The 13,730-nt window shown below is 72.8% G+C and carries 13 protein-coding genes; 5 read left to right on the top strand and 8 right to left on the bottom strand.

Features of this window, described 5'->3' with window-relative positions:
• Positions 1-9 precede the first annotated feature (9 nt).
• Together ACZ7GJ_RS16215 and ACZ7GJ_RS16210 are read left to right on the top strand one after the other, a co-directional pair.
• Positions 10-432 (top strand): DUF742 domain-containing protein, encoded by a 423-nt coding sequence (locus ACZ7GJ_RS16215; RefSeq protein WP_470752188.1) that lies wholly within the window; start codon positions 10-12, stop codon positions 430-432.
• Positions 413-1,039: a GTP-binding protein gene (locus ACZ7GJ_RS16210; RefSeq protein ID WP_365927569.1), complete on the top strand. Its 627-nt coding sequence runs from the start codon at positions 413-415 to the stop codon at positions 1,037-1,039. The genes ACZ7GJ_RS16215 and ACZ7GJ_RS16210 overlap by 20 nt, the downstream gene beginning before the upstream one ends.
• Positions 1,040-1,208: 169 nt before the next feature.
• Here ACZ7GJ_RS16210 and ACZ7GJ_RS16205 read toward each other — a convergent pair whose 3' ends face one another.
• The 4 genes from ACZ7GJ_RS16205 to ACZ7GJ_RS16190 form a co-directional block, all read right to left on the bottom strand.
• Positions 1,209-2,417 carry a lipid-transfer protein gene (locus ACZ7GJ_RS16205; RefSeq protein ID WP_470752187.1) on the bottom strand — a complete coding sequence of 403 codons (1,209 nt, stop codon included), beginning with the start codon at positions 2,415-2,417 and terminating at the stop codon, positions 1,209-1,211.
• Positions 2,414-2,875, bottom strand: a complete 462-nt coding sequence (locus ACZ7GJ_RS16200; RefSeq protein ID WP_470752186.1) for a Zn-ribbon domain-containing OB-fold protein — start codon at positions 2,873-2,875, stop codon at positions 2,414-2,416. Before ACZ7GJ_RS16200 ends, ACZ7GJ_RS16205 begins: the two co-directional genes overlap by 4 nt.
• Before the next feature lie 64 nt (positions 2,876-2,939).
• Positions 2,940-3,278 (bottom strand): Mpo1-like protein, encoded by a 339-nt coding sequence (locus ACZ7GJ_RS16195; RefSeq protein ID WP_470752185.1) that lies wholly within the window; start codon positions 3,276-3,278, stop codon positions 2,940-2,942.
• Between the two features lie 13 nt (positions 3,279-3,291).
• Complete coding sequence (locus tag ACZ7GJ_RS16190; RefSeq protein WP_470752184.1) at positions 3,292-3,975, bottom strand: M15 family metallopeptidase; 684 nt, start codon at positions 3,973-3,975, stop codon at positions 3,292-3,294.
• A 29-nt stretch (positions 3,976-4,004) separates the two neighbouring features.
• Here ACZ7GJ_RS16190 and ACZ7GJ_RS16185 point away from each other — a divergent pair, with 29 nt between their 5' ends.
• Entirely contained in the window at positions 4,005-4,514 is a 510-nt protein-coding gene (locus ACZ7GJ_RS16185) for an NUDIX domain-containing protein (protein WP_470752182.1), read from the top strand.
• A 68-nt stretch (positions 4,515-4,582) separates the two neighbouring features.
• Here the strand turns inward: ACZ7GJ_RS16185 and ACZ7GJ_RS16180 are convergent, their stop codons facing one another.
• Positions 4,583-5,089, bottom strand: a complete 507-nt coding sequence (locus ACZ7GJ_RS16180) for a hypothetical protein (protein ID WP_470752181.1) — start codon at positions 5,087-5,089, stop codon at positions 4,583-4,585.
• A gap of 341 nt (positions 5,090-5,430) precedes the next feature.
• Positions 5,431-7,839, bottom strand: coding sequence for a glycoside hydrolase family 31 protein (locus tag ACZ7GJ_RS16175; protein WP_470752179.1), 2,409 nt, complete (start codon positions 7,837-7,839; stop codon positions 5,431-5,433).
• Between the two features lie 190 nt (positions 7,840-8,029).
• Here ACZ7GJ_RS16175 and ACZ7GJ_RS16170 point away from each other — a divergent pair, with 190 nt between their 5' ends.
• Together ACZ7GJ_RS16170 and ACZ7GJ_RS16165 are read left to right on the top strand one after the other, a co-directional pair.
• Positions 8,030-10,012, top strand: coding sequence for an acetoacetate--CoA ligase (locus tag ACZ7GJ_RS16170; protein ID WP_470752177.1), 1,983 nt, complete (start codon positions 8,030-8,032; stop codon positions 10,010-10,012).
• A 63-nt stretch (positions 10,013-10,075) separates the two neighbouring features.
• On the top strand, positions 10,076-10,972 hold the full coding sequence (locus tag ACZ7GJ_RS16165; protein ID WP_470752176.1) for a hypothetical protein: 897 nt from the start codon (positions 10,076-10,078) through the stop codon (positions 10,970-10,972).
• 90 nt (positions 10,973-11,062) lie between these two features.
• On the opposite strand, the gene ptsP is transcribed toward ACZ7GJ_RS16165, so the two are convergent.
• Both ptsP and ACZ7GJ_RS16155 read right to left on the bottom strand, forming a co-directional pair.
• Complete coding sequence (gene ptsP, locus ACZ7GJ_RS16160; protein ID WP_470752174.1) at positions 11,063-12,733, bottom strand: phosphoenolpyruvate--protein phosphotransferase; 1,671 nt, start codon at positions 12,731-12,733, stop codon at positions 11,063-11,065.
• A 74-nt stretch (positions 12,734-12,807) separates the two neighbouring features.
• The gene (locus ACZ7GJ_RS16155; protein ID WP_470752173.1) at positions 12,808-13,257 is read right to left on the bottom strand and encodes a PTS sugar transporter subunit IIA; all 450 of its coding nucleotides are present in this window, start codon (positions 13,255-13,257) and stop codon (positions 12,808-12,810) included.
• Positions 13,258-13,730: the final 473 nt, after the last annotated feature.

Raw genomic sequence — 13,730 nt, 5'->3', positions numbered from 1 at the left:
TCGGACGGCATGAGCGACCCAGGCCAGGACCATCCCGCCGATCACCCCGAAGGGGCCCACCCGAGCTGGTTCGACGACGAAGCGGGTCCCGTCGTACGCCCCTACGCGATGACGCGTGGCCGGACCAGCCATGCGGGCCAGCACCGGCTCGACCTGATCGCGCTCGTCGTCGCCGAACCGGCGGCCGACGACCCGGTCTGGGACATGACCCTGTCCCCGGAACACGCCCACATCCTGGGGCTGTGCCGGGATCGGCCCCAGTCGGTCGCGGAACTCGCGGCCGAACTCGACCTCGCGGTCGGGGTCGTACGGGTCCTGATCGGCGACCTGGTCGACGACGAACTGGTCCATGTGACCCGGCCGGTACCGCCGGCCGAACTGCCCGATGAATCCATTCTGCGTGAGGTGATCGATGGCCTTCGGGCGCTCTAGCCGCACCGGCGCGATGCATGCCGTCTCGCCGGTCGAGCCGCTGACCCTGAAGATCCTGGTCGCGGGCGGTTTCGGGGTGGGCAAGACCACCCTGGTCAGTGCGGTGAGCGAAATCAGACCGCTGCGTACCGAGGAACGGCTCTCGGAGCCGGGCATCGGAATCGACGACACCGGGGGAGTGGAGGGCAAGAGCACCACGACCGTGGCCATGGACTTCGGGCGCATCACGCTGCGCGAGGACCTGGTGCTGTACCTGTTCGGCACGCCCGGGCAGGACCGGTTCTGGTTCCTGTGGGACGAGCTGGCCCAGGGCGCGCTCGGCGCCGTGGTCCTCGCCGACACCCGCCGCCTGGCCGACTGCTTCGCCGCCGTCGACTACTTCGAGCGGCGGGAGATCCCCTTCGTCGTCGCGGTCAACTGCTTCGACGGCGCCGACCGCCACCCCGTGGTGACCGTACGGGAGGCGCTGGACCTCGACCCCGGGGTGCCGGTGCTGCTGTGCGACGCGCGGGACCGGGAGTCCGTGAAGGACGTACTGGTGGGGGTCGTGGAGCACGCGATGTCAGTGGCGCGGGCCCGCCGCCAGAGCCTGACGGCGGGGGCCTGAGAAAGGGTCCCGGCACGGAGGCGGCCCGTACCCCCGCCGACTGGGGTACGGGCCGCAGCTCTCATGGGGGGTTTCGGGGTCCCGGTCGCCGCGCGGGACTGTGGAGCGAGTGTGAACCTGCCGCAGGGGGCCGTCAAGCGTTCGGACAACACCCGTCGGTAGCCCCTGCTCAGCGCACCGCGACGACCGCCGACCCGTGCCCGAACAGCCCCTGGTTCGCGGTGATCCCGGCCCGCGCCCCCGGGACCTGCCGGGCGCCGGCCGTGCCCCGCAGCTGCCAGGTCAGCTCGCAGACCTGGGCGATCGCCTGCGCCGGTACCGCCTCGCCGAACGAGGCCAGCCCGCCACTGGTGTTGACGGGGATCCGGCCGCCGAGGGCAGTCGCGCCCTCCCGGACGAGTTTGGCTCCCTCGCCCTCCCCGCACAGGCCTATGTCCTCGTACCACTCCAGTTCCAGAGCGGTGGACAGGTCGTACACCTCCGCCAGCGAGAGGTCGTCCGGCCCGAGTCCCGCCTCCTCGTACGCGGCGCGGGCGATCGACGCCCGGAAGGAGCCGGGGGCCCGGAAGGAGCCGGGCGCCGGCCCCGCCCCGGTCACCGAGTCGGTGGCGATGTCCGGCAGGTCCAGGGTCGTACGGGGATACGTCGGCGTCACCGTGGACACGGCCCGGATCCGCACCGGGTCGCCGTGCCCGCGCGAGCGCGCGAAGTCCATGCTGGACAGGACGAGCGCCGCGCCCCCGTCGGAGGTGGCGCAGATGTCGAGCAGCCGCAGCGGATCGGCGACGACCGCCGAGGCCGCGACCTCCTCGGCCGTCACCGTCTTGCGGTAGCGGGCGTGCGGGTTGAGCGCCCCGGCGGCCGCGTTCTTCACCTTGACCTGCGCGAAGTCTTCGCCGGTGTCCCCGTACAGGGCCATGCGGCGGCGGGCGTAGAGCGCGAAGTACGCCGGGTTGGTGGCCCCCAGCACCCGGAACCGCAGCCAGTCCGGGTCGTCGGGCCGGTCCCCGCCCGCCGGGGCGAAGAAGCCCTTGGGCGCCGAGTCCGCCCCGACCACCAGGACCACGTCGGCCAGCCCCGCCAGGATCTGGGCCCGAGCCGCGCCGATGGCCTGGGCTCCGGAGGCGCAGGCCGCGTACACGCTGGTCACCCGGGCGCCCTGCCAGCCGAGGGCCTGGGCGAAGGTCGCGCCGGCCACGTAGCCCGGATATCCGCAGCGGACGGTGTCGGCGCCCACGACGGACTGGACGTCGGTCCACTCCAGCCCCGCATCGGCCAGCGCCGTGCGGGCGGCGGCCCGCCCGTACTCGACGAAACTGCGGCCCCATTTGCCCCAGGGGTGCATTCCGGCCCCGAGGACCGCGATGTCGGCGCTCACGACTGGCCTCCCACCGGCTTGAACTGCCAGGTCAGATAGGTCGTTCCGGTGGCGGCGTCCTCGTTCAGCACGCCGCCCGCCACCTCGACCTCCATGCCGACCGCCAGATCGGCGAGCGTCACCCCCGGCGCGCCCTGGCCGAGTACGACCATCCCCTCGGCCTCCAGCTCCACCGCGAGCAGGGTGTACGGCTCCCAGGGCGCGTCCGGGTCCGATACGTACGGCGCGGGCGGCCGGTAGCGCCCGTCGGTGTAGGACCAGACCCGGCCGCGCGGGGACAGCGGCACCTCGGCGAGCTCCCCGCCGCCGGGGCAGTGCGGATTGCGGCAGTACGCGTCCTCGCGGGGGAAGAACACCGCCGCGCAGGCGGAGCAGCGGGTGCCGAGCAGCCGGAAGCCGCCCTCCGCTCCCGTATCGGTGAACCACCCGCTCACGACGGGTGTGCGTGTGCGTTCCAAGACCCCTCCCGGGCAGCGGTATCTGACGATGCGTCAGAAGTCTGCCACGGGAGGCGGACGCCGGTCACCGGTTCTCGGCGAGCCACTTCCGCGCGATCTCGTCCAGCTCCGCGTCCCGCCCGGTCAGCATCATCCGGATCATCTGCGCGTCCCCGCGCAGCGACCAGCCCGGATTGCCGAAGGTGGCCGGGTTGTTCCCCTCGATCAGGAAGTGCGCGGGCCAGGCGGTCCCGTACCCGATCAGAGGGAGCGCGGCCAGATAGCGCTTGCGGCCGCGCGCCAGCCCGTAGGCCGTGACGGCGAGACCCGTGAGGGTGCCGGTCAGATGGATCCAGCGGGTGGCGGCGCGGGAGTGCATGGCGACGTAATAGGGCCAGAATTCCTCGTACGAACTGAAAGTCATGCGGGCACGGTACTCAGCGCTGCTCCGCGCCGACAGAGACGGGAAAGTCGAAGTACGTGTCCGGGAACGCCTCCGGCTTGTACGTGAAGTGCCACCACTCCTCGGGGAGGTTGACGAAGCCCTGCTCGCCCAGGGCCCGCTTGAGCGTCTGCCGGTGGACCCGGGCCGCCGCCCCGATCAGGGGGCTGTCGGTGTGGGAAAGCGGATCGAAGAAGTCGAAGGGGGTCCCCATGTCGAGCGGCTGCCCGGACAGCGGATCCGTGAGGGTCACATCCAGGGTGCTCCCGCGGCTGTGCCCGGACTTCGCGGCGATGTACCCGTCGGGAATCAGCCGGTCCTTGGCCACCCGCGGATGGAACCGCACCTTGGTGCCCCCGTCCTCCGGGTCCTGCGCCCACCGTACGAAGCGGTCCACCGCGCGCTGCGGCCGGTAGCAGTCGTACACCGTGAGCGAGTACCCGCGCCGGGACAGCTCCCGCTGCGCACGCCGCAGGGCCTCGGCGGCCGGCCGGGCGAGCAGGCACACGGGCTCGTCGTACCCGTCCGCCACGCCGCCGGTGAAATTGTCGGCTGTGGCGTATCTGATGTCCTGCCCGACGGTGGGATCCACCTCCGCCAGGGCCACGAAACCCGGCGCGGGCGCCGCACCGCCCGGGGTTGCCATCAGCGCCGCCACCAGAGTCACAACAGCCGTCATCCGCATGCACCTTGGCATACCATCGCGGGATGTCGGCACAGCTGAAGGACTCGCACTGCTCCACCTGCGGAGCACTGTTCGATACGCTCGACTGGCCCCGTACGTGCACCGCCTGCGGAGCGGTCGCCTACCGCAACCCGCTCCCGGTGGCGGTCGCCCTCCTCCCGGTCGAGGACGAACAGGGCGGCGGCCTCGTGGTCATCACCCGCACCATCGAACCGGCCCTCGGCGGCATCGCCCTGCCGGGCGGCTTCGTGGACTTCGGCGAGGACTGGCGCGAGGCGGTCGTCCGCGAACTGCGCGAGGAGACCGGCATCCACGCCCCGGCCTCCGAGGTCGCCCTGGCCGACGCCGCCAGCTCCCCGGCGGGCCACCTGCTCGTCTTCGGGCTCCTGCCGCCGCGCCCGGCCGACACCCTCCCGCCGCCCGTCCCCACGGACGAGACGACGGGCTGGCACGTCCTGCGGGGCCCGGAGGAACTGGCCTTCCCGCTCCACACCCTGGCCGCGGCCGCATGGTTCGACGGCAAGTACGCGTGACGGAGGACGGCCCCGACGGCGTGACCGCCGGGACGGCGTGACCGCAGCGACCGCCGCGATCGGCCGCCTCAGACGGGCAGCTCCATGACGAAGGTCATCATCGTGACCACGCCCACCACACCGCCGGCGATCACCGCCCCCTGCCGCCACACGGCCCGCGCCGGCACCGGACGGCCGCGCAGGACCGCCCCCGCGACCAAGGGGAGCACCGCGGCGGCCGCCGTCAGCGCCCAGACCTCCAGGAAGCCGACCGAGGTCGCCGCGGACTGGGACCGCAGCCACCACGCGACGGCCGCCGCCACCCCCGCCGACAGCGGGGCCAGCATCGCCGCCACCGCGACCGCCCGCGGCCACGCCGTGACACGGGCCGTCCAACGCCCCAGCAGCGCCAGGGGTTTCACCAACAGCGTGCCGTGCAGGAAACCCACCGCCACGGCAGCCGCCGCACCGATGCCGATCACCGCGAGCGATCTCTCCGACGATTGCTGCGTGACGACCAGCACGGCCCACGCGGTCAGCATCTGGTAGGCGCCGACGGCTTCCGAGCCGGGGGCCATGTCCCATCGTCGTGACATCCGCCGGCTCGCCGAATACGGCCTCGCCGGGCTCGCTAAGACCATCACAGACTCCCTGATCGCACTGGTTGAGGGGGGGGCGGGGCTCTGTTCGCGCCCCGGCGCCAGCCTCCCCGCACGCGCTATAGGGGACCTACACCCACGGCCGAGCCGTGCTGGAGCCCGCCCTAGGTCGTGTCGTCAAAGTCCCGTCTGGCCGGCGGGGCCTGGCACGCACGCTCGCCGCGTTGTCGTCGGTCACCGACGCTCCGCGTCGATTCCCTCCTCCGCCTTGCGAGCGCACGCACCAGGCCCCGCCGGCCCCGCCCTTCGGGCGGCCGACGCCACTTTGACGACACTCCCTACAGCCCCCGGACCACCACGTCGCCGGCCGCCTCGCCGGCCTCGGTCTCCACCACCACCGCGTCCCCCGCCCACCGCACCGCGTACCGCTCGACCTCGCCCGGCTCGAAGCCCGGCCCCGGGTCCCGGACCACCAGCCCGCCGCCCGTGCTCCCCCGCGCCGGCGCCCACGCCTCCAGGGCCACCGAGCCGTCGGGCGACCGCACCGGGATCACCGCCCCCGCCCGCGCCAGCACCGGGATCCGGCCCACCGGGGCGTCCAGCAGCACCTGCCCGGGGCCCTCGTACGCCGTGCCCGTCGCCGTGTCGTACCACCGGCCCCGGGGCAGCCGTACCGCCCGCCGGTCCGCCCCGCACTCCAGCACCGGGGCCACCAGCAGCGCGTCACCCAGCAGGAACGCGTCCTCGCAGTCCCGCAGCGCCCGGTCCTCCGGTGCCCCCCACCACAGCGGCCGCACGTACGGGGCGCCGGTCCGCCGGGCCAAGTGGGCCAGCGTCACGAAGTACGGCCGCAGCCGCTCCCGTTGCGCCAGTACGGCCCGGGCGTGCTCCTCCGCCTCCGCCCCGAACTCCCACGGCTCCCGCCGCCCGGCCCAGATGGCCGAGTGGGTCCGGAACAGCGGGAGGTGCGCCCCGAGCTGCAACCAGCGCAGGTACAGCTCCGGGGACGGCGAGCCGCCGAAGCCGCCGACGTCCGGGCCCGAGTACGGCACCCCGCACAGCCCCAGCCCCAGGACCAGCGCCAGCGAGGCCCGCAGCCCCTCCCAGCTGGACTCCACGTCGCCGGACCAGGTGCCCCCGTACCGCTGCATCCCCGCCCACCCCGACCGCGAGAACAGGAACGGGCGCTCGCCCGGCCGCAGCCGCACCAGTCCCTCCCAGCCGGCCCGCGCCATGCCCAGCGCGTACACGTTGTGCGCGGCCCGGTGGTCACCGCCCGCCCCGTCCAGCACGTGCCGCGCCGAGCGGGGGAGCGTCGGATCCCCGAAGGCGGCGAAGGAGACGGGCTCGTTCATGTCGTGCCAGACTCCGGAGAACCCCTGCGCGAGGCGCTCCTCGTACAGCCCGCCCCACCACTCCCGCGCCGCCGGATCCGTGAAGTCCGGGTACGCGCACTCGCCCGGCCACACCTCGCCCCGCACCTCCCGCCCCCGTGCGTCCCGTACGAAGGCCCCGCGAGCGCCGACCGAGAGGCCCGCGGTGTGCACCGCGTCCCCGGTCTTCACCGCCGGGTCGACGATGGAGACGAGCCGCACCCCCTGCGCCGCCAGTTCCCCGGCCATCCCCGGAAGATCGGGGAACCTCTCCCGGTCCACCGTGAACACCCGGTGCGCGTGGTAGTGGTCGATGTCCAGGTGCAGGGCCGACAGGGCCAGCCCGCGCGACGCGTACCCGGACACCACCCGGCGCACCTCCGCCGCGCTCCCGAACCCCCACCGCGCGTGCTGGTACCCCAGCGCCCACTCCGGCGGCACGGCGGCCGCGCCCGTCAGCGCCGACCAGCCCTGCAACACCCGCGCCGGCGGCCCGACCAGCACCCAGCACCGCACCGGGCCGCCCTCCATGCGCAGTTCGCACGACCCCGGCCGGTCCGGACCCGAGCCCGCGCCCTCCTCGCCCTCGCGCAACGCCACCCGGCCGTCCCAGGTGTTGTCGTGGAACAGCAGGTGCGTGCCCGCGTCCGCGACCACCAGCTGCACCGGCATGGTGATGTACAGCGGATCGTCCCCCGGGCCGAAGCCGCCCTTGGGGTCCGTGTTCCACAGGCGGTACTCCCCGTCGCGCAGCCGCGGGCCGGCCGACCGCCCGCCCAGCCCGAAGAAGCGGGCGTCCGCCGGCACCTCGCTCCGCTGCATCCACCGGGCCCCGTCCGCCCGGCCGCCCCCGCCCCGGTTCCCGTCGCCGTCCCGCGCTTCGGCCCCGCCCCCGTCCCGAGCCTCCGCCGGCGCCGGTTCCCACCAGCGCGGGGGCAGCTCCCGCCGCAGTACGGTCCCGCCCGGCGTCCGGACCTCCACCGCCCCGTGCCGCGACACCGCGACCGTCACCCGCTCCGACACCACCCGCCAGCCGCCCCCGGTGTCCGGCTCCAGCACGGCCCGCGGGTCCGGCTCCGGCCCGCCGTCCACCACCGCATACGAGGGCGTCGGCCCGGCCCCGTCCCAGCCCCAGAACACCGCACCGCCCACCGTGACCCGTACCAGCAGCTCCGAGCGCGCGAACCGCAGCACGCCCCCGCCCGGCCGCGGCTCCGTACCGCTCAGCAGACCCGGCACGCGCGCCCGCTCCGCACCCCGCCGCGGGAGCCCCGCCGCGTCCGTACGCCGGTTGCGCCAGGCCGACCGCCAGGCGCGCCGCCCGCGCTCGGTACCGATGTCCCTGACCGCACGCACCAGCTCACGACCGTTCATGCTGCTCACCCTGCCATCTGCCGCCAGACGAGCGGGTTGCGTTCAACTTCCGTTCACCCGTCCATGAGGCCTCTGGTGCGGAGGTGGATCACGTGGCATGGTCCCTGTGAGCCGCCGAGCGAACACCCATCGTGCGACGGCGCCCACCGCACACCACGCGCGAGCCGCAGACCTGACCGGGAGCCGACCCATGACCGCAGCCACCCAGCCGGAACCCCTCTGGTCGCCGGGCCCCGACCGGATCGCCGCGGCCCGCGTCACCGCCTTCCAGGCCTGGGCCGCAGAGCACCACGGAGCCCCGGCCGACGGCGGCTACCCGGCCCTGCACGCCTGGTCCGTGGACGCGCTCGACACCTTCTGGCAGGCCGTCGCCGAGTGGTTCGACGTCCGCTTCACCGCCCCGTACGAGTCCGTCCTCGCGGACCGCGGCATGCCGGGCGCCCACTGGTTCCCCGGCGCCACCCTCAACTACGCCGAGCACGCCCTGCGCGCCGCCGAGGACCCGGCCCGCGCCGCGGACGCCGCCCTGCTGTGCGTGGACGAGACCCACGAGCCCACCCCCGTCACCTGGGCCGAGCTCCGCCGCCAGGTCGGCGCGCTCGCAGCCGAGCTGCGCGCCCTCGGCGTACGCCCCGGCGACCGGGTCAGCGGCTACCTGCCCAACATCCCCGAGGCCGTCACCGCCCTCCTCGCCACCGCCGCCGTCGGCGCGGTCTGGACCTCCTGCGCCCCCGACTTCGGGGCCCGCAGCGTCCTCGACCGCTTCCAGCAGGTCGAGCCGGTCGTCCTCTTCACCGTCGACGGCTACCGCTACGGCGGCAAGGAGCACGACCGCCGCGACACCGTCGCCGAGCTCCGCGCGGAGCTCCCCTCGCTGCGCGCCGTCGTCCACATCCCGCTGCTCGGCACCCCGGCCCCCGAGTCCACCCTGAACTGGTCGGACCTGACCTCGGGCGATGTCGAGCCCGTCTTCGAGGCCGTGCCCTTCGACCACCCGCTCTGGGTGCTGTACTCCTCCGGCACCACCGGCCTGCCCAAGGCGATCGTCCAGTCCCAGGGCGGCATCCTCCTCGAACACCTCAAGCAGCTCGGCCTGCACTGCGACCTCGGCCCCGAGGACCGGTTCTTCTGGTACACCTCCACCGGCTGGATGATGTGGAACTTCCTCGTCTCCGGCCTGCTCACCGGAACGACCGTGGTCCTGTACGACGGCAGCCCCGGCTACCCCGACACCGGCGCCCAGTGGCGCATCGCCGAACGCACCAGGGCCACCCTCTACGGCACCTCCGCCGCGTACGTCATGGCCTGCCGCAAGGCAGAGGTCCACCCCGCCCGGGACTTCGACCTCTCCACGGTGAAGTGCGTGGCCACCACCGGCTCCCCGCTCCCGCCCGACGGCTTCCGCTGGCTGCACGACGAGGTGGCCGAGGACCTCTGGATCGCGTCCGTCAGCGGGGGCACCGACGTATGCAGCTGCTTCGCCGGCGCCGTCCCCACCCTCCCGGTCCACATCGGCGAGCTCCAGGCCGCCTGCCTGGGCACGGACCTCCAGGCCTGGGACCCGTCGGGCAAGCCCGTCGTCGGTGAGGTCGGCGAGCTGATCGTCACCAACCCCATGCCGTCCATGCCGATCCGCTTCTGGAACGACCCGGACGGCAGCCGCTACCGCGACAGCTACTTCGAGATGTTCCCCGGCGTCTGGCGCCACGGGGACTGGATCACGATCACCGACCACGGCTCGGTCGTCATCCACGGCCGCTCCGACTCCACCCTGAACCGCCAGGGCGTCCGGATGGGCTCCGCCGACATCTACGAGGCCGTCGAGCGGCTCCCCGAGATCAAAGAATCCCTGGTCATCGGCCTGGAGGAACCGAACGGCGGCTACTGGATGCCGCTCTTCGTCCACCTCGCACCCGGCGCGACCCTGGACGAGGACCTGCGCACCCGCATCAAGGCGACCATCCGCGAGGAGCTCTCCCCGCGGCACGTCCCCGACGAGATCATCGAGGTCCCGGGCATCCCGCACACCCTCACCGGCAAGCGCATCGAGGTCCCGGTCAAGCGCCTCCTCCAGGGCGCCCCCATGGCCAAGGCGGTCAACCCCGGCTCGGTCGACAACCTCGACCTGCTCCACTTCTACGAGGAGCTGGCCCGCACCCGCACCCAGGCCTGAGGTCACTGTCAGTGGTCATGATTACCGTGAGTGAGCAAGTGATTGCGCCACTCAGGGGGAGCCATGCCACGTTCGAACGACAACACCAGCAGGCGCCGCAGGCTGCGCCGTGAAGTCCCCAGCACCGTCGGCCTCCTGGCCGACGCCGGGGACTTCGCGGCCATGCGCGGCTACCGCAGCTTCACCTTCGACAGCCACGCCGACTACGCCGACTACCTCCACCACGTGGACGGCCTGCTGAGGTCCCTGGCCGCCCAGGGCATCCACACCACCGTCGCCCTCTTCGACCCCGAGGAGTACGTCGAGTACTGCGCGGAACACGGCCTCGACGCGGACACCGCCGAGGCCCGCACCCACTTCACCGCCGAACTGGCCGGATCGGGCACGGGCCTGCCCTACACCGGCCAGCCCATCGAGGAACTGGTCCCGCTCCTCGTCGACGAGGCCGTCCGGCAGGCCACCTGGGAGTACGCCACCACACTCCTCGCCGGCGTCGGCAACTGCGCGGACTGCGGCGAGGACATCGGCCACGCCTCCTTCGAACGGGCCGCCGACGCGGTCGAACGCCTCGTGGCGGGAGCCGGCCCGGGCCGGCACCACGTGGTGTGCAGCGTCCCCGCCGAAGCCGAACAGCTCGTCGCCGTCCTGCACGCCGAGGCGGCGCCGGAATCCGGGGGACCGCCACGGATCGAGGGCCGGGAGGGCCTCGACTTCGTGACGGTGCTCGCGGCGGGACTCGCCCTCGGCGGCCCCGGGGGACTGGTGCTGCGCAGCACCGACGGCCACCGGGACCGGGTGCACGGCTGGCGCCTGGACCGCGGCCGACTGGTCCCGCTCTCCGCGGCGGCCGTCTTCAACGCCTACTGCACGGACGCCGACACCGGGGAGCCCGTCGCCCCCGAGCCCGGCGTCGAGTACTGCCCCGGGTACGAGGTCGACGACCCGGGCCCGCACCGCTGAGCCGAATGGGGGACACCCACCGGAAACGGCCGAGGGGCCCTCGCCACCGGCGAAGGCCCCTCGTACGACAACAACACGACCGCCATCCGGCTACTCGCCGGACAGCACCGCCTGCGCGGCCACGCGCGCCTCCTCGGCGCTGTCCGCGGCACGCGCCGCGGCCGCGGCACGCTCGCACTGCGCGAGCGTGTACTTGGCCAGCGTCGCCCGGACGTAAGGAATGGAAGCGGCACCCATCGAAAGGGAGGTGACACCCAGACCCGTCAGCACACAGGCCAGGAGCGGGTCCGAAGCGGCCTCGCCACAGACGCCACAGCTCTTGCCCTCGGCCCTGGCGGCGTCGGCCGACATGGCGATCAGGTCGAGCAGCGCCGGCTGCCAGGGGTCCTGCAGACGCGATACCGCACCGACCTGACGGTCGGCGGCGAAGGCGTACTGCGCGAGGTCATTGGTGCCCAGCGACAGGAACTCGACCTCCTGCAGGATCGAGCGCGCCCGCAGCGCGGCCGACGGGATCTCCACCATCGCACCGAACTTCGCCTGCAGACCGGCCTCGCGGCAGGCGTCGGCGAAAGCCTTGGCGTCGGTCCGGTCCGCCACCATCGGGGCCATGACCTCAAGGTAGACGGGCAGCCCCTCGGCGGCCTTGGCCAGCGCGGTGAGCTGCGTACGCAGCACGTCCGGGTGGTCCAGCAGCGAGCGCAGACCGCGCACACCGAGCGCCGGGTTCGGCTCGTCGGCCGGGGTCAGGAAGTCCAGCGGCTTGTCGGCGCCGGCGTCCAGCACGCGCACGACCACACGGCCCTCGGGGAAGGCCTCGAGCACCTTGCGGTACGACTCGATCTGCTTCTCCTCGGACGGCGCCTTCTTGCTGTCGTCCAGGAACAGGAACTCGGTGCGGAACAGGCCCACACCCTCGGCCCCGGCCTCGACGGCCGCCGGCACGTCCGCCGGACCACCGACGTTGGCCAGCAGCGGCACCTTGTGGCCGTCGGAGGTCGCGCCCGGACCGGACGACGCGGCAAGAGCGGCCTTGCGCTCGGCGGCTGCGGCCTCCAGCTCGGCCCGCTTCTCCGGCGACGGGTCCACGAACAGGTCACCCGTGCTGCCGTCGACGGCGATGAGGGTACCCTCGGCGATCTCGCCGGCACCCGGCAGCGCCACGATGGCCGGCACGCCCAGCGCCCGCGCGAGAATCGCGCTGTGGCTGGTCGGGCCACCTTCCTCGGTCACGAAACCGAGTACCAGCGCCGGGTCGAGCAGCGCCGTGTCGGCGGGGGCAAGGTCCCGCGCGATCAGAACGTACGGCTCGTCACTGTCCGGCACACCCGGCATCGGCACGCCGAGCAGGCGCGCGACGATGCGGTTGCGCACGTCGTCCAGGTCGGCGACCCGGCCCGCCATGTACTCGCCGGCCCCCGCGAGGAGCTCGCGGTAGGCGGCGAACGCGTCGTACACACCGCGCTCGGCGGTGCTGCCGACGGCGATCCGCCGGTCGACGTCCGCCATCAGCTCGGGGTCCGTGGCGATCATCGCCTGGGCCTCGAGCACGTGCTGGGCCTCGCCACCGGCCAGCTGGCCGCGCGCGATCAGGTCGGCCGATACAGCCTTCACGGCCTGACGGGCGCGCCCCTGTTCGCGCTCCGCCTCGTCCGCGTTGATCTGCTTGGCCGGCGGCTCGAGAACCGCCGTACCCATGTGCCGAACCTCGCCGATCGCCACACCGTGGCTCACGCCGACGCCTCGCAGCGTTGTCTCCATTTCACCCGTCTCCGATTGAGCGACGGCCCCGCCGCCGCGATGGATGTCCGACTCGCCCGTGCAGGGCGGACAGATCACTTCCAGCTGAAGAGAACGTCTTCCGCCTTGACGTCCCCGGACTCGACGACGTCGGAGAGGGACTCGGCGGAGGCCTCTAGCGCCACGATCGGGCAGACGGAGGACTTGCCCGCGGCCTCGACCGCGGCAGGGTTCCAGCGAATGACGGCCTGGCCGCGCGTCACGGTGTCGCCCTTGTTGACGAGCAGCTCGAAGCCTTCGCCGTTGAGCTGCACGGTGTCGATCCCGAGGTGCGTCAGAACACCGTGGCCGTCAGTGTCGACTACTACATAAGCGTGCGGGTGCAGGGAGACGACCACACCGTCAACGGGGGCCACCGCCTCCGAGGGCTCCAGCAGCGGCTTGATAGCGGTGCCCGGACCCACCATCGCGCCGGAGAACACCGGATCGGGCACTGCCGCGAGTCCGATGGCGGTCCCGGCGAGTGGGGACGTCACGCTGGTCATGGGGGCCTCCCAGGGGTGGGGCTTCTTCGTGTCGCCGTCACTACCTGTCGCGAACGGCGTACTCTTCAGAAGGATAAGTCACGAGATGTTCGGATTCGCCCGATGTTGGTCCCGATCCGAGCCGGTCCTTCGGCACGGAGACTAGTGGACTAGACCGGTGGACTAGACCATACGCCTGAATCGATTTGCTTGGGCACCAGCAGGCCTGTACTGTCGTGACTCCCGCCAGGACGCCTCGTGTGAACATCTCGCGAACGGCTGATGGACGGGACACCTCCTCTTCATTACTGATCTTGAACCCTTGCGTCTCGTTGCGCGCCTTTATCGGCAAAACTGCGAGTGGTCAGGGAGACGGAAAAGCACTGATAGAGTCGGACCCGCCGGAAAGGGAAACGCGAAAGCGGAAACCTGGAAAGCGAAACCCGCTTCGACCGGGAATCGGACACGAAAGAGTCTGATAGAGTCGGAAACGA

This window comes from Streptomyces sp. NPDC037242 (assembly GCF_055604165.1).
The sequence above is the reverse complement of the archived record's forward strand: the minus strand, read 5'-3'. Positions and strand labels throughout refer to the sequence as shown.